The sequence below is a fragment of the Mesorhizobium sp. M7A.F.Ca.US.005.03.2.1 genome, assembly GCF_003997795.1.
Taxonomy (GTDB): Bacteria; Pseudomonadota; Alphaproteobacteria; order Rhizobiales; family Rhizobiaceae; genus Mesorhizobium; species Mesorhizobium ciceri.
On sequence record NZ_RZRP01000061.1, the window covers coordinates 1 to 14,111 of the forward strand.

The 14,111-nt window shown below is 62.2% G+C and carries 17 protein-coding genes and 1 pseudogene; 7 read left to right on the top strand and 11 right to left on the bottom strand.

The window, feature by feature from the left end; genetic code table 11:
* The 4 genes and pseudogenes from EN991_RS05760 to EN991_RS05775 all read right to left on the bottom strand — a co-directional run.
* Positions 1-220: membrane dipeptidase (locus tag EN991_RS05760; RefSeq protein ID WP_206519169.1), on the bottom strand; the 220-nt coding region annotated here is incomplete at its 3' end.
* Positions 221-360: 140 nt separating this feature from the next.
* Positions 361-660, bottom strand: coding sequence for a GNAT family N-acetyltransferase (locus EN991_RS05765; protein ID WP_013529296.1), 300 nt, complete (start codon positions 658-660; stop codon positions 361-363).
* A 2-nt stretch (positions 661-662) separates the two neighbouring features.
* A complete protein-coding gene (locus EN991_RS05770; RefSeq protein WP_027163149.1) occupies positions 663-1,283 on the bottom strand; it encodes an alpha/beta hydrolase in 621 nt (206 codons plus the stop codon).
* Positions 1,284-1,287: 4 nt separating this feature from the next.
* Positions 1,288-2,180 (bottom strand): annotated as a pseudogene (locus EN991_RS05775) (VOC family protein).
* Between the two features lie 259 nt (positions 2,181-2,439).
* Between EN991_RS05775 and EN991_RS05780 the strand changes: the two are divergent.
* On the top strand, positions 2,440-4,011 hold the full coding sequence (locus tag EN991_RS05780) for an alkaline phosphatase family protein (RefSeq protein WP_127368352.1): 1,572 nt from the start codon (positions 2,440-2,442) through the stop codon (positions 4,009-4,011).
* 51 nt (positions 4,012-4,062) lie between these two features.
* Here EN991_RS05780 and EN991_RS05785 read toward each other — a convergent pair whose 3' ends face one another.
* A complete protein-coding gene (locus EN991_RS05785) occupies positions 4,063-5,382 on the bottom strand; it encodes a PRC-barrel domain-containing protein (protein ID WP_127368353.1) in 1,320 nt (439 codons plus the stop codon).
* 251 nt (positions 5,383-5,633) lie between these two features.
* Between EN991_RS05785 and EN991_RS05790 the strand changes: the two genes are divergently transcribed.
* Positions 5,634-6,554 (top strand): diacylglycerol kinase family protein, encoded by a 921-nt coding sequence (locus EN991_RS05790; RefSeq protein ID WP_127368354.1) that lies wholly within the window; start codon positions 5,634-5,636, stop codon positions 6,552-6,554.
* Positions 6,555-6,583: 29 nt separating this feature from the next.
* Here EN991_RS05790 and EN991_RS05795 read toward each other — a convergent pair whose 3' ends face one another.
* On the bottom strand, positions 6,584-6,787 hold the full coding sequence (locus EN991_RS05795) for a hypothetical protein (protein ID WP_013529290.1): 204 nt from the start codon (positions 6,785-6,787) through the stop codon (positions 6,584-6,586).
* A 206-nt stretch (positions 6,788-6,993) separates the two neighbouring features.
* Between EN991_RS05795 and EN991_RS05800 the strand changes: the two genes are divergently transcribed.
* Positions 6,994-8,469: an HWE histidine kinase domain-containing protein gene (locus EN991_RS05800; RefSeq protein ID WP_164753653.1), complete on the top strand. Its 1,476-nt coding sequence runs from the start codon at positions 6,994-6,996 to the stop codon at positions 8,467-8,469.
* A gap of 13 nt (positions 8,470-8,482) precedes the next feature.
* Here EN991_RS05800 and EN991_RS05805 read toward each other — a convergent pair whose 3' ends face one another.
* From EN991_RS05805 to EN991_RS05815, 3 genes are all read right to left on the bottom strand, one after another.
* Positions 8,483-8,941, bottom strand: a complete 459-nt coding sequence (locus tag EN991_RS05805) for a hypothetical protein (protein WP_013529288.1) — start codon at positions 8,939-8,941, stop codon at positions 8,483-8,485.
* 11 nt (positions 8,942-8,952) lie between these two features.
* Positions 8,953-9,279, bottom strand: coding sequence for a DUF883 family protein (locus tag EN991_RS05810; protein ID WP_013529287.1), 327 nt, complete (start codon positions 9,277-9,279; stop codon positions 8,953-8,955).
* A 128-nt stretch (positions 9,280-9,407) separates the two neighbouring features.
* Positions 9,408-10,169 (bottom strand): Crp/Fnr family transcriptional regulator, encoded by a 762-nt coding sequence (locus EN991_RS05815; RefSeq protein WP_063173193.1) that lies wholly within the window; start codon positions 10,167-10,169, stop codon positions 9,408-9,410.
* Positions 10,170-10,337: 168 nt separating this feature from the next.
* Between EN991_RS05815 and EN991_RS05820 the strand changes: the two genes are divergently transcribed.
* A complete protein-coding gene (locus EN991_RS05820) occupies positions 10,338-10,709 on the top strand; it encodes a response regulator (protein ID WP_027163154.1) in 372 nt (123 codons plus the stop codon).
* A gap of 13 nt (positions 10,710-10,722) precedes the next feature.
* Here the strand turns inward: EN991_RS05820 and EN991_RS05825 are convergent, their stop codons facing one another.
* Complete coding sequence (locus tag EN991_RS05825; RefSeq protein ID WP_013529285.1) at positions 10,723-11,274, bottom strand: RNA polymerase sigma factor; 552 nt, start codon at positions 11,272-11,274, stop codon at positions 10,723-10,725.
* 3 nt (positions 11,275-11,277) lie between these two features.
* Complete coding sequence (locus EN991_RS05830; RefSeq protein WP_032809255.1) at positions 11,278-11,481, bottom strand: NepR family anti-sigma factor; 204 nt, start codon at positions 11,479-11,481, stop codon at positions 11,278-11,280.
* 213 nt (positions 11,482-11,694) lie between these two features.
* On the opposite strand from EN991_RS05830, the gene EN991_RS05835 reads away from it, so the two are divergent.
* The 3 genes from EN991_RS05835 (at position 11,695) to EN991_RS05845 (ending at position 14,094) form a co-directional block, all read left to right on the top strand.
* Positions 11,695-12,489 carry a response regulator gene (locus EN991_RS05835; protein ID WP_013529283.1) on the top strand — a complete coding sequence of 265 codons (795 nt, stop codon included), beginning with the start codon at positions 11,695-11,697 and terminating at the stop codon, positions 12,487-12,489.
* Positions 12,490-12,715: 226 nt separating this feature from the next.
* Positions 12,716-12,883 (top strand): DUF1328 domain-containing protein, encoded by a 168-nt coding sequence (locus EN991_RS05840; protein WP_013529282.1) that lies wholly within the window; start codon positions 12,716-12,718, stop codon positions 12,881-12,883.
* A 179-nt stretch (positions 12,884-13,062) separates the two neighbouring features.
* A complete protein-coding gene (locus EN991_RS05845) occupies positions 13,063-14,094 on the top strand; it encodes a sensor histidine kinase (RefSeq protein WP_063169141.1) in 1,032 nt (343 codons plus the stop codon).
* The last annotated feature ends 17 nt before the right edge of the window (positions 14,095-14,111 follow it).

Here is a 14,111-nt window from a genome sequence, read left to right on the forward strand (position 1 = left end):
CCAGGGGCACGGCGCCGCGCCTGGATTTCTCGACAGGCGGCGGAAAGATGGCGAACATGCCCCCGGCGAAGCCGCCGGCTTTCGCGCGTGGCAGGTCGATATGGCCGCCCGATTTCCCCTCGATGAACAGTTTTTCGACGTCCGTGTCTTTCGACTGATGGAGTCTGAGCAACGTATCGTTGTGGCCGTCGAAGACGGGAACGCGATCGGTTTCGGTCATTGGGGGATCATTCGGTTCGTTTGTCGGCGCGGCTAAGATATATCCTATCTACTTAGGCAGGATGCGCCACCCGCGCAAATGCCAAAGCCGCCCCGGTGGGATGGCAGCCGCTTGCCGCGCCGTTTCCAAGCAACGAATCCCTACCGCTTCAGCACGTCGGCCCATTCCTGATGGCGGCGGAACTGGGCGTTGGCGAACGGGCAGAGCGGGATGATCTTCTTGCCCGCCGCACGCGCATCCTCGACGGCGCGGGTGACGAGCCGAAGCCCGGCACCCTGGCCGCGAAAGACGTCCGGCACTTCGGTGTGGTCGATGATGATCTGGTGCTCACCGATCTTGGTGAAAGTCATCTCGGCCTCGGCGCCATCGGGTCCACGCAGGACATAGCGGCCCTTGGAACCGCGATCCTCAAGTTCGATCTCAGGCAGTTGGTCAGGCATTGCTATGCTCCTTGGGCAGTATCGGCAAAGAACCGCCGTGCCGCCTCGATTTCGTTTGGCCGCACCTCGTGCCCGCCATCGTGCCATTCCACTGTGACATCGGCGCCGTCGGCACGCAAATAGGCCTCGAGCCGCGTGGTCAGGTTCGGTGGACAGATCGGATCGCGCTTGCCGGCGGTCACCAGGATATGGCGGCCGGCGAGGCTGCCCTTGACCTCAGGTTCGAACGGGATCAGCGGATGCATCAGCACCGACGCGTCGAACAGCGCTGGAACCGCGAACACCACCGAGGCCAGGACATTGGCGCCGTTGGAATAGCCGAGACCGAGCACGGCCGATGGCTTCGCTGCTTCAACATGGGCCTTGACGAAGCCCGCCATCTTGGTCGTCGCCCGCGCCAGGTCGTCCATATCGTAGATGCCCTCGGCGGCGCGGCGAAAGAAGCGCGCGGCACCTTGTTCCGACACATCACCGCGCGGCGAGACGATGGTTGCCTGGGGCGCGAGATCGCGCCCCAGCGACAGAAGCTGATTCTCATCGCCTCCCGTGCCATGGAAGACGAACAGCAATGGACCGCCCGGCGAACCGGGCAGCACCTTGTGGATGTAAGCGTCCTTGCTCATGGCCTCAGCCTTCCAACTTCTGCAGATGCTGTTCGAGATAGGGCCGCAGGTGCTGGTGCTGCGTCGGCAGCTTCAGCGCCTCGCCCAGATGAGCGGTATCCTCGTCGCGATCGAAACCCGGCTCGTTGGTGGCGACTTCGAACAGCACGCCACCCGGTGTGCGGAAATAGATCGCCCAGAAGTAGTCGCGGTCGATCACCGGCGTCACCCCATAGCCGGTGTCCATCAACGCCTTGCGTACTTCCAGCTGCCTGGCGCGGTTCTCGACCGCGAAGGCGACGTGATGGACGGAGCCGGCGCCGAGATCGGCGAAGGCAGTGCTCGGCAGCGATTCGATGTCGATGACATCGGCGCCATTGCCGTTCTTCACCGCCAGCCGCCTGAGATTGCCGGACTTGTCGACTTCCTCATAGCCCATGAACTTCAGCAGCTCTTCCGTGGCGCCGCCATCCTTCAGCCTGAGCGACACGGAATGAAAGCCTCGGATCGCCTCATCCGTGGGAACGCCGCCTTTCGCCCAGGGTGCTCTGCTGTCGCTCTTGCACTCGACCAGCGCGAAGCCGTCACCATCCGGTCCGGCAAAAGCCAGGCGCTTCTCACCGAAGGTTTCTTCGCGCGAGAGGCCGGTGACGCCCTCATCGGCAAAGCGTTTTTCCCAATAGCCAAGCGTGCCTTCCGGCACCGAGTAGACGGTGGTTCCGACTTCCCCGACCCCATGCCGGCCCTTGCCGATGTCGGGGAAGTGGAAATAGGTCATCACCGAACCCGGCGTACCGGCCTCGTCACCGTAATAAAGGTGATAAACATCGGGCGCGTCGAAATTGACGGTCTTCTTGACCGGCGCTGACCGAGTTTCCTGGTGAAGAAATCGTTGTTCTGGCGGGCATCCCTGGCCATCGACGTGACGTGATGCAGGCCCTTGATCTGGTCGAGCTTGCTCCTTCCCTTGGTACATGTGCGGCCCTCGCCGCTGTCCACGCCAATATGAGGATCAGGGCAGTTTCCGCAAAGGCGGCAAACACAGAATGGACTGTGTCATAAAAGTGAACGATGGAACAAGGTTCGTTCACCAATTGTTTCGCAGGTCAGACTTGCGCCATGGCCAGAATTCGGTTCCATAAACGGCGTTCGACATCCCGGGACAAAGGTATCGTGAGTGAGTGGAAAAGCCAGGCGGCCTAACATTCTCCTGATCACATGCGACCAGTGGCGCGGCGATTGTCTGTCCGCCGCCGGTCATCCGGTCGTGCAGACGCCGCATGCCGACGCTTTGGCCGCGGAGGGTGTGCTGTTCAACCGGCATTATGGCGGCGCGGCGCCCTGCTCGCCCGCCCGCGCCTGCCTCTACACCGGCCTCTACCAGATGAACAACCGCGTCTGCCGCAATGGCACGCCGCTCGACGCTCGCCACGGCAACATTGCGCTTTCGGCTCGCGCCCTGGGCTATGATCCGACGCTGTTCGGCTACACCGATGTGTCGCTCGATCCGCGCCTGCTGGCGCCGGGCGATCCGCGGCTGCAAAGCTATGAAGGCGTGCTGCCGGGCTTTACGGTGCGCCAGTTGCTGCCCGAGCATCAGAAGCAATGGCTATCCTGGCTGGAGCTGCAAGGTGTCGACGCCAGCGCCGGATCCCCCGACATCCATCGCCCGGTGGCCGACGGCGCGGTCGGGACCACCGTCAGCAACGCGCCGCCCGTCTACTCCGGGCAACAAACCCCGGCGGCCTTCCTGACCGGCGAATTCGCGCGTTGGCTTGGCGAACAGGAGCACGCCGCGCCGTGGTTCGCGCATGTTTCCTTCATCAGCCCGCACCCGCCCTTCATAGTGCCGGAGCCCTACAACACAATGTACGATCCGGCTGACGGCCCGGCCTTCCGGCGCGCGGCAAGCTGGCAGGAGGAGGCGGAAAACCATCCCTATCTAGCCTATGATCTCGGCCGGCAGAAACAGATGAAATTTCGCCCCGACGCCAGCGGCAAGGTGCGCGACTGGAGCGAAGACGATTTTCGCGTCCTCCGCGCGATCTATTACGGCATGATTTCCGAGGTCGACGCCCAGCTCGGCCGCATCTGGCAAGCGGTCAAGGCGGCCGGCGCGTGGGACGACACCATCATCGTGCTGACCTCGGACCATGCCGAGATGATGGGCGACCATTTCATGCTGGGCAAGGGCGGCTATTTCGACGGCAGCTACCACATTCCGCTGATCATCCGCGATCCGCGCCACGGCAAGGCGGCCGGCGGCAAGGTAGACAGCTTCACCGAAGCGGTCGACATTTTGCCGACGTTTCTCGACCTGCTCGGCGAAGAGCCCGCGCCGCATCTCGACGGCAGGTCGCTGAAGCCGTTCCTGAGCGGAGAGGCCCCGGCGGCGTGGCGCGATGCCGCGCATTGGGAGTTCGATTTCCGCTCGGTTGCCGCGGGCGAGGCCGAACGCCATTTCGGCATCGCCTCACGCCAATGCAATCTCGCCGTTATCCGCACGGAGCGTTTCAAATATGTGCATTTCGGCGGCAACCTGCCGCCGCTGCTGTTCGATCTGGAAAATGACCCGGACGAATTGGACAATCTCGCGGCCGACCCCAGCCATCTCGCCGTGCGTCTGGAATTCGCCGAACGGCTGCTCGCCTGGCGAGCCGAACATCTCGACCAATCGCTGGCACTGGCCGAATTGACCGAGAACGGCCTCGTCGGCCATGCCGCTGGCCTGCCTCCACGCCACACATGAACACAGGCCCGCATCGTTGCCGGCGCGGGCCTGTATCCGACTGGGTGGAAACTACCTGACGATCATGCGCTGCTGATCGCGCTTCTCGGCATAGCTGCCCTTGTCATAGGCGGTTTGTGCCTCGAGCTGTTCCTTGGTGAAGGTCGTGTACAGGTATTTGTTGCCCGCCTTGTCGGTCATGAATTTGAGATTATCCATGCCGACCGCGACTTCCTTCTCGCCAATGCCGAGGAAGCCACCGACATCGACGATCACCGCATCGGCCTTCTTGTCGGGCGCAAGCACGACATCGCCGATCTCGCCGACCTTGGCGTCGTTGGCGCCATAGACAGTCGTGCCCTTGAGGTCATCGGCGCGAATCTCACCAACCGGCATCTCGGTCAGCGTCGACTTGTCGATGGCTGCGGTCTTTGTCTGGTCCGGAGCCGAGGCATCGGGGGTCGTGGGCGCCGGAGCCTGTGCCGTCTTGTCGGACGGAGCGACGGCAGGGGCTGCGGCGGGCGCGACTGCTGCCGGCGCATTCGAAGCCGTCGTTGCCGGCGCAGGGTCATAGGCCTTGCGGTTGAAATCCGGCTGCGCCTGCAATTCTTCCTTGGTGGTCTGGGCGACCAGCCAGCGGTCGCCATTCTTCTCGGCCCACTGCGCCTTCGAGAAGTCATAGGTGACGTTCTTGGCGCCAAGGCCTAGGAAACCGCCGACGCCGATGACCAAGTACTGCGCCTTGCCATCCTTGGTCAGCACAATGTCGTTGACGTCGCCGATGTTCTGGGCGTCATCGCCGGTGCCGTTGTAGACGTTTTCCCCGATGATGTTGGTGGCGAGATTGCCGTCGGCGCGCTTGACTGGTTCTGCCGAAGCGGCGTTCATGTCGACAGGCTTTTGCGCTGTGTCCGTCGTCGCGGGTGCTGCCGGCGCTGTTGCGTCGGTCGATGCCGCAGGTGCTGGGGTCGGGCTGTAAGGCTTTTTATCGAATTCTGCCTGCGCCGTCAGTTCGTCCTTGGTCGTCTGGGCCACCAACCAGCGGTCGCCATTCTTTTCGGCCCACTGCAGTTTGCCGTAGTCGAAAGCAACGCTTTTGGCGCCGACACCCAGAAAACCGCCGACGTCGATGACAACGGATTTCGCCTGCCCATCCTTGTCGAACACGACGTCGCTGACCTTGCCGATGTTTTCGGCATCGTCGCCGGTGCCGTTGTAGACGGACTCACCGATGATGTTGGTGACGATGCTGCCCTCTGCGCGTGGCACAGGAGCGGCGGCGGGCTCCTGGACGGCGGGCGTGGCAGGCGCCGTATTTGTTGCGTTCTGCGCATAGGCGCCGGTCGCGACAAAGGTTGCGAGCGCCGTCGTGGCTAAAAGATTGCGGATCATGGTAGTCTCTCCTCGTGCCTGATCTCATGCGCCGCGTCTTCCTTGGGGAACGCGGCATCTACAGGTTCACAACGTCGTGACCGGGTCAGTTGTTCCGACAAAGCGCTGCGGTCCGGGAACGAAACCACGGAAATTATTGAGCCGCTGGGGTAGTCACCCCGTGGCAAGAGGAACCTTTCTGTCGACGCCGCGTTTCAGCCGTTGGCTGGGTATATCCCGGCCGCCTTTAGGCTGACCTGGTGGAGCGGGGCATGAGATTTGCAGCGGTGCTGAACCGGGACGGCGGCACTTTGCGCACCACCGACCTCGCTGCTTTCTCCGACAGGATGCATCAGACGTTGGAAACGGCAGGCCACTCGCTCAGCATCGAAATTGTCGCCGGCAAGGATGTGGTGGAGACGCTGGACAACGCCGCTTCGCGTCGCTCGGTCGACATCGTGCTGGCGGCTGGCGGCGACGGGACCATTTCCGCCGCGGCCGCCCGACTGATGGGCACGAAGAAGGCGCTTGCCATATTGCCAGCCGGCACCATGAACCTGTTCGCACGCGGGTTGGGCATTCCGCAGTCGCTCGACGGGGCGCTGAAATCCTTCGCCGACGGCGAAATCATTGCTGTCGATGTGGCGACGGCCAATGGCCAACCTTTCGTGCACCAGTTCTCGATCGGCATGCACGCGAAGATGGTGCAACTGCGCCAGAAGATGGAGTTCGGTTCGCGGTTGGGAAAGATCCGCGCCTCGGCCAAGGCGGCTTGGGCAACGATCAACAATCCACCTGCGATGAATGTGACGCTCAGCATCGGCGATGCCGAAATGGCGGCACGCATCACCGGCATCGGCATCACCAACAACTTATTCGGCGAAGGCCATCTGCCTTATGCCGACAATCCTGCGGGCGGCGTGCTCGGTGTCTATGTCACGGTGGCGAAGCAGCGCGCCGAACTGGTCAAGTTCTTCTTCAACATGGCGCGCGGCAAATGGCGCGACAACGAACATGTCGAAATCCACCAGACAAACAGAACGGTGCTGAAAATCCATTCGGGCAGCCGCAAATTTCGCGCCGTCATGGACGGCGAACTGGTCAGGCTTGACCGTGAAACGGTAATCGAGATCCAGCCTGGCGCACTGAATGTATTGGTTCCGGCGAGCGCGGCCCAGTCGAGAGCCGCCTGATGAGGTGCGACGCAACGGACAGGCCGGCTTTACCCGGCAGGAGCCTGCTCGGTGGTGTTGGGCGGTGTGGGCACATGCTGTTCATCGCTGTTAGGCGCCTTGATCAACACACCATAGATCTCGGCAATGCCCCATGCAGCAAACACCAGAAGCAGTGCGGCGATCAGGATCCGAAATCCATGCCAGCCCCATCGCCCCTGCCGCGCCTTGTTTTCTGGAATGATCTTGGCCATGCTCGATCCCTGTCTCATTCGGCACCAACTGGCGCGCCCGGCAAATCATGGTCGGGTAACGGTTCCTCGCTAGGATGGTTCCGGAAAAGCGTGCTGGCCTTGCACCAGCGCAAGCATGCGGCGACGAAGACCGGGACGAGGCAATTGGGGTGATTGGCAAGACGCAAACAGCACCCGATCTGCCGGCCGAAGTTGCGCTAGCAGTCATGGATGTCGACCGGCTGGCCGTGCTGCACGGATTGGAGATGCTGGATACGGCGGCCGACCCCGATTTCGACCGCGTCAGCAGCCTTGCCGCAGCGGTGATGCAGGTGCCGATGGCCCTGGTCACACTCGTCGACCTTGAACGGCATTGGTTCAAATCCTGCTTCGGCCTGGACGAGACCGAAACCGCGACCAACGTCTCCTTCTGCGCCCATGCGATTGCCGCCGGCGACGAGCCGATGGTGGTCGTGGATGCAACGGCGGACCCCCGTTTCAAGACCAACCCGCTGGTCACCGGAAAGCACCATGTCCGCTTCTATGCCGGCGCGCCGATGATCGTGGCAGGTGCCCGCATCGGCACGCTGTGCGTGCTCGACCGCGAGCCGCATGGTTTTCCATCCCGAGCCGAGCTCGACCAGTTGAAGGCGCTCGCCGGCCTCGCCGCCAGCCTGTTCACCCTAAAGGACGCAACCCGCAGCGGCGCGATCGCCGAGGCCGCACTTGCGCGCGAGGAAAAACGACGCGCCATCGCACTCGATGCGGCCTCGCTCGCCAGCTGGGCATGGGATATCCGCACCGATGTCATCGAATGCGACACATTGATGTCGGAGCTGTTCAACCTGCCGCGCTCCAACCGGCTGCGCGCACGCGACATCCTCACCGCCATCGATCCGCGCGACGTCTACCAGACCGAAACCCGCTTTCGCGACGCCTTGACCGGCAGCGACGACTATTTCGGCGAATACCGGGTGAAGGGCTTTCACCCGCCGCGCTGGCTCGCCACGCGCGGCCGTGTCATCGAGCGTGACGGCGACGGCAAGCCGACATTGATCTTCGGCGTCAATTACGACATCTCCGAGCGCAAGCTCGGCGACGAACGGCAACGGCTGCTGCTGCGTGAACTCAACCATCGCGTCAAGAACACTCTGGCGACCGTCCAGGCGCTGGCAACCCAGACCGTGCGCCATGCCCGCCAGCCAAGCCAGTTCCTCGAGGCCTTCGGCGCCAGGCTTCAGGCCTTGGGCATCGCCCACAATCTGTTGTCGGACCGCGAGTGGCGTGGCATCGGCATCAGTGAACTCGTCCAGATCGAGGTCAGACCTTTCGAAACGGCCGAGCAGCCGCGCATGACGATCTCCGGCGACGACCTGCTGCTGTCGCCCGACCAGGCCGTCGGGCTTGGCCTGATCCTGCATGAACTCGCCAGCAACGCGCTGAAATATGGCTCGCTGTCGGTGCCGTCAGGCAGGGTCGACCTCGGCTGGAGGACGCAAGGCAGGAAGGATGCCCGGCGTCTTGTGCTGACCTGGCGCGAAAGCGGCGGGCCGCAAGTCGCTCCGCCGGATCGGCAAGGCTTCGGCTCTATCCTCATTCGCCGCAGCCTGGCCAAGGTCATTTCCAGCGAAGTGACCCATGAATTCCGGCCGGAAGGCGTGTTTGCCGAAATATCGATGCCCCTGGAAGAGCTGTCGAAGTGATCTCCCAACAGCTCTATGTCCGCTCGCTCTCATCCGGATCGTCGGATTTCACATTCTCGCGGTAGATGGCGTAGGCCGCGAGCGCCACGGCCGGCCCCAGAATGGCGCCGAGACCGCCTTTTCCCTTGAGCAGGCTCGGCAGCACGGCGAGTGCGGCGGTGACGCCGATCGCCTTCATGTCGGCATTGCGGCGCTGCGCCCGGCGCCGGGCGCGCGAACCTGCGGATATCCGGTAGATCAGCAGGATAAGTCCGGCGAGCACCAGGAAACCGGCGCCAAACCCGAGCGCGGCGGCAAGCGAGCCGTAGCGCATCGCCGTCCAGATATAGGCGGCCCCGACCAGAAAGCCGAGACCGCAAAGCGCAGCGGCCATGGCGATCACATAGACGATTGCCGCCGTGCGCGCCCGATGAACGGCCGCCACGGTTTCCCCCGAGGCGAGGCCCGAGATCAGGGTTGCCAACATTCCCATCTGTAGCGCGACTAGCGACGCGCGATGAGCGCGAAAAGGAAGCCGACGCCAGCGGCGATTGCCAGTGACGTCACCGGCTTTTCACGCACGCTTGCCATCATCTGCGCTTCGATGTCCTTGGCATTGCTGCGCAAGCTGTCAAAGGCTGCTTCGCCCTGCGCGCGCAACTGCTCGACCCCTTCTGTCGCTGCACGGCGCGCGGTGCCATAGCCATGCTCGCCGGTCTTGGCCAGTTGTTTGGTGAGCTTGTCGATGTCGGCCTTCAACTGCCTGATGTCGGCTTCCAGGTCCGCATTTGCACGGGCGTCGGTTGCGGTCTTTCCTGCGGCAGTGGCCATGGCTTAACTCCTTGTGATTGCTCGGTTTCAAACGCGCTGCGCGCCTCATGGTTCCGGCACTGCGGACAAAGTAGCCGAAAACGCATCGGCGCGCACCCGATCCGCCGGCTTCGCAAAAAGACGCTTCCTCAGATTAGTGGCCGGCGCGCCTCGCCCAGTCCTTCCCAGCCGGCGAGCCGCTTGAGCCCTTCATTGTCGGAGACCGCGCAGCCGCCGTCGCGCCAGACGATCAGCTTGCGATCCATCAGCTTGCGGATCGTCTTGTTGGTGTGAACCAGCGACAGGCCGAGCGTATCGGCAATGTGCTGCTGCGTGATCGGTATCTGGACGGATTGGCTGCCATTCAGTCCGACGACCTTGGCCCGGCTGCCGATGAAGGCGATGAGATAGGCGGCGCGCTCGATCGCACTGCGGCGCCCGAGGCTGAGCAGATTCTCGTCCAGCATCCGCTCCTCGCGCGATGCGATCCAAGTGATGTCGTAGGCCAGCCCGGGATGATTGCGGTACAGCTCGTGCAGATATTCGCGCTCGAAAACACACAGCAGCATCGGTGAGAGTGCCTCGACGGAATGCTGCATCTCGCCCATCACACTGCCTTGCAGGCCGATCAGATCGCCGGGCATGAGATAATTGAGGATCTGGCGACGGCCATCCCGCAGCAGCTTGTAGCGAAACGCCCAGCCGGAGAGCACGGTGTAGAGATGGGCGCTATGGCTTCCCTCCACCAGCACCGTGTCGCCCTTGTCGACCGCGAGTTCGCCCTTCTTGAATTTGCTGATGAAGGCCAGCTCCTGTTTTTCGAAGTCGCGGAAAACCGGCAACGGCCGCAATGGGCAGTTCTCGCAGGGATATTGGCGGCTGGAGAAAGCGTTATTGTTCTGGACTGACATTTCGCCCCCTTCGAAAGCCCGCTCGACCCCCTTCGAAAGCCGCTCTTGGAGAGCCGCGTTTCAACGCGTTGCAAGGATTGAGGTTCCGCCCGCTGGCCACATGTCTTTTTTAAATGACAGCAAGCCAATTAGCGATCATGACTCCGGCGTTTCAAGGAGTCTTTGCCTGTGCCCACATTGCTTGACGGATTGCGGATTCTCGTTTTGGAGGACGAATTTCTCATCGCCATGGATGTCGAGCAACTTTGCCGCGATCATGGCGCCGATGAGGTGGTGATCGCCCGTGACCTGACCGAGGTCGATGGCCGGGAAGTCGCCACGCGATTCGATGCAGCCATTGTCGACTTGATGCTGGGCGGCGCCTCGACGATCGATTTCGCTTCCGGGCTGCGCGCGGCAGGCATACCTTTCGTGTTTGCGTCCGGCTATTCGGATGCCGATGAAATCAAGGCATCGTTTCCGGGCGTCAGGCTGGTTGGCAAACCCTACTCAGGCGAAGACCTGGTGCAAGCGGTCGCGGCGGCCTGCGGACGCGCTTGAGACGCGATCGCGGTCAGCTCGCCGGCGAACTCGTTACCTGGGCCGAAATCGCGTCCGGACCATACTCGTCCTCACCTGATATTTTCAGGATCTCCTGCAAGCGGGTACGGGCTCGGCTGACGCGGCTCTTGATCGTCCCCACCGCGCAGCCGCAGATCTCCGCGGCCTCCTCGTAGGAGAAACCAGATGCGCCGATGAGGATGATGGCTTCGCGTTGGTCCTCCGGCAACTGCTCCAGCGCCCCGCGAAAGTCCTTCAGGTCGAGTTGACCGTGCTGGGCCGGATGAACGGCAAGCCTGGCCGTCATGATACCGTCGCTGTCCTGCACTTCGCGCCCGCGCTTGCGCATTTGCGAATAGAACTCGTTGCGCAGGATGGTGAAAAGCCAGGCCTTGAGATTGGTGCCGGGCTGGAAGCTCTCATGCTTGTCCCAAGCCTTGACGAGTGTTTCCTGGACGAGGTCGTCGGCTTTATCGGCATTTTGCGTCAGCGACACGGCAAACGCGCGCAGACTTGGGATTGCCCCAAGCAGATCAGTCTTGAAGCCTTGTGAGACCGCGGCCATGCCTCAGTCCTTCTTCTGTGCGGGTTCAGCCTGTTCCAGTTGGCTAAGCAACTGGGAAAAGCGATCCGGCACATCGTCGGAGACCAGCGCGTCGTAATATTGTTTGAGTTTGCGTCCGATTTCGGAGTTCGGCCCAAGAGCGTCACCAGAACCGTTCCGGCGCCTGCTCTCGGCGCCAGTCAGAATATCTTTCGTCATATCCTTCATTTTGCCCTTGTATTCCCAGCGCTCAAGCCGCTCTTACCGTACTCAACACAACGCAAGCGGCGCCCTCGTCTGGTTGCCCATCCCCACCACAAACGCCACTCCCCGGCTTTTGTTCCGTCGAGGTGGAACTTTTTCAAAAAATCCGCGTTATCACGGCTTGCAGTCAGCTTGACCTGCTACGCAATCGCGTCATTCTGAGGGAGACGTCTTACCATGAGCTTATCCGCCACCATCGCACCACATCTGCCCTTCCTGCGCCGCTTCTCGCGGGCTGTTTCCGGGTCGCAAGAGAGTGGTGACGCGCTGGTCGCTGCGATGCTTGAAGCCATCATCGCCGATATCGAGATATTTCCCGAAGCATCGAGCGACCGCATCGCGCTGTACAAGGTTTTCGCCAAGCTTTTCACATCGGTCGCCATCCGCGTTCCACAGGAACAGGCGCAATCGGCGTGGGAACAGCGCACCGCCGCCAATCTGAATGCGATCGCGCCGCGGCCCCGTCAGGCCTTCCTGCTCGTGGCGGTCGAAGGCTTCAGCGAGGAGGAAGCGGCTGAGATCCTTGACGTCGGTGATCAGGAGTTTTCAGAGTTGCTTGCCCAGGCGAGCAACGAGATATCCCGTCAGGTGGCAACCGACGTTCTGATCATCGAGGATGAACCGCTGATCGCCATGGATATCGAAGAAATGGTCGAGAGCCTCGGGCACCGCGTCGTTGGAACGGCGCGCACCCATGCCGAGGCAGTGATGATGTTCGGCAAGACGCGACCGAAGATGGTGCTGGCCGACATCCAGCTTGCCGACGGCAGTTCCGGCATCGAGGCCGTGAACGAAATCCTGTCATCGACGTCGGTGCCGGTCATCTTCATCACCGCCTTCCCCGAACGCCTGTTGACTGGTGAACGACCGGAACCGGCCTTCCTGGTCACCAAGCCGTTCAATCCCGACATGGTCAAGGCGCTGATCAGCCAGGCACTGTTCTTTGACCGGCAGGCGAAAGCCGCCGCATAGTCGGGAATTGGGAGTGGAGGAATTGACGAACCCAAGGCGATAGCCTCGCTCCCGAATCTCTCCAGATGATCAATTCGTCACTTCGTGCCGCCTGATGCACCCGGGCGGCGAGGTGAATTCCTGCGGTTCCGCTCGAACGATTTGCAAGCACGGTCTTTTTCGGCAAAGGGTGGGAACAAACCGCAACCACCCACGTTTTCATCGCACCATTCGAAGGAGATGGATCATGCTTTACTGGGCGCTCGTATTTCTCGTCGTTGCCATCATCGCCGGCGCGCTTGGTTTCGGCGGCATCGCCGGTACCTCCGCCGGCATAGCGCAGATATTGTTTTTCATCTTCCTCGCCTTCCTGGTCATTTCGCTTCTTGCGGGCCTGTTCAAACGGGCTTCGTAAGGACGGACGGCCGAACACTGGAAGCCGCACCCCTCAAACGGTTTCCAGCCACCGCCGGGCGGTGTCCCTCAAAGGACGCCGTCCGGCGGACCGTTTTTGGCGGCGGGTTTTCCGGAAACCTGTTTGGAACCCATTCAACGATGAGCCGTTCAGCCTGAATTGGGTGGACAGATTGGCCGATGGGTTCCAGGACCGGAAACAGGAAAGACGCCGTGCAAAGCGATGAAGTCATCGCCCTCCATCCCGCCGACAGCGGCATGCAGCTCGGCCGTGCTCTTCTTCACGCGTTGCACAATGCCGGCATTTCCGTTCTCTACCAGGATCGCGAGATGAAAACCGTATGGGCGCGCAACATGCGTGCGCCCTGGGTTTCGGACACCGCCGACAGCATCGGCATCCTGCCGGAGGCGCAGGCCGACCGCATCGGCGCGGCCAAGCGCGACGTCATTGCATCCGGCAACCCCCAACGTCTCGAGATCAGCGTTCCCGTCGAGGATGGCAGCCGCTGGTTCGAAGTGTGGATCGATGCCGATCACGGCGATGGTGGCACCGTGCAAGGCGTCGTCACCACGATGGTCGAGACGACGGAGCAGAAGCGCCGCGAGCAGACCCTGACGACGCTGTTGCGAGAGGTGAGCCATCGCTCGAAAAACCTGCTGGCGATCATCCAGAGCATAGCCACCCAGACCGGCCGCTACTCCGACAGCATCGGCGATTTCCTGACACGCTTTCGCGGCCGGCTGCAATCGCTGGCCTCGTCCCAGGATCTCGTGACCTCTTCCAACTGGCGGGGTGCAGCACTTCGCGAACTCGTGTCGGGCCAGGTTGGCCGCTATGGCGGCGATCCGGTTCGCAGCCTGAGGTTTCAGGGGGCAAACCCCTATCTCAATCCCAACGCTGCCTTGCATATCGGCCTTGCGATGCATGAACTCGCCGTCAATTCGGTGAGCTACGGCGCCCTGTCGCGGCCCGGCGGGTACGTCAATGTTACAGCCAACCTGACCGCCGACGACACGGGAACCTCCCTGTCCCTGACATGGGCGGAGGCAATCGGCGCCAGTGATGTCAGGCGTAGCGAGAAGCGCTTCGGCAGCGTCGCACTCGAACGGGTCGTGCCGGCGTCACTGAACGGAACGGCGACGCTCGAAATCGCGGCTGGCCGCCTTGAATACCGCCTTGTCGTTCCGCACGGCAATTTCGAGACGGATTGAGCGACCTTCCTTAACCC

Bases quoted from the DNA above. Each gene is read 5' to 3' on its own strand.
- EN991_RS05765 (WP_013529296.1), bottom strand. From the start codon at position 660: ATGCCTGACCAACTGCCTGAGATCGAACTTGAGGATCGCGGTTCCAAG.
- EN991_RS05770 (WP_027163149.1), bottom strand. From the start codon at position 1,283: ATGAGCAAGGACGCTTACATCCACAAGGTGCTGCCCGGTTCGCCGGGC.
- EN991_RS05785 (WP_127368353.1), bottom strand. From the start codon at position 5,382: ATGATCCGCAATCTTTTAGCCACGACGGCGCTCGCAACCTTTGTCGCG.
- EN991_RS05790 (WP_127368354.1), top strand. From the start codon at position 5,634: ATGAGATTTGCAGCGGTGCTGAACCGGGACGGCGGCACTTTGCGCACC.
- EN991_RS05795 (WP_013529290.1), bottom strand. From the start codon at position 6,787: ATGGCCAAGATCATTCCAGAAAACAAGGCGCGGCAGGGGCGATGGGGC.
- EN991_RS05800 (WP_164753653.1), top strand. From the start codon at position 6,994: ATGGATGTCGACCGGCTGGCCGTGCTGCACGGATTGGAGATGCTGGAT.
- EN991_RS05805 (WP_013529288.1), bottom strand. From the start codon at position 8,941: ATGGGAATGTTGGCAACCCTGATCTCGGGCCTCGCCTCGGGGGAAACC.
- EN991_RS05810 (WP_013529287.1), bottom strand. From the start codon at position 9,279: ATGGCCACTGCCGCAGGAAAGACCGCAACCGACGCCCGTGCAAATGCG.
- EN991_RS05815 (WP_063173193.1), bottom strand. From the start codon at position 10,169: ATGTCAGTCCAGAACAATAACGCTTTCTCCAGCCGCCAATATCCCTGC.
- EN991_RS05825 (WP_013529285.1), bottom strand. From the start codon at position 11,274: ATGGCCGCGGTCTCACAAGGCTTCAAGACTGATCTGCTTGGGGCAATC.
- EN991_RS05830 (WP_032809255.1), bottom strand. From the start codon at position 11,481: ATGAAGGATATGACGAAAGATATTCTGACTGGCGCCGAGAGCAGGCGC.
- EN991_RS05835 (WP_013529283.1), top strand. From the start codon at position 11,695: ATGAGCTTATCCGCCACCATCGCACCACATCTGCCCTTCCTGCGCCGC.
- EN991_RS05840 (WP_013529282.1), top strand. From the start codon at position 12,716: ATGCTTTACTGGGCGCTCGTATTTCTCGTCGTTGCCATCATCGCCGGC.
- EN991_RS05845 (WP_063169141.1), top strand. From the start codon at position 13,063: ATGGGTTCCAGGACCGGAAACAGGAAAGACGCCGTGCAAAGCGATGAA.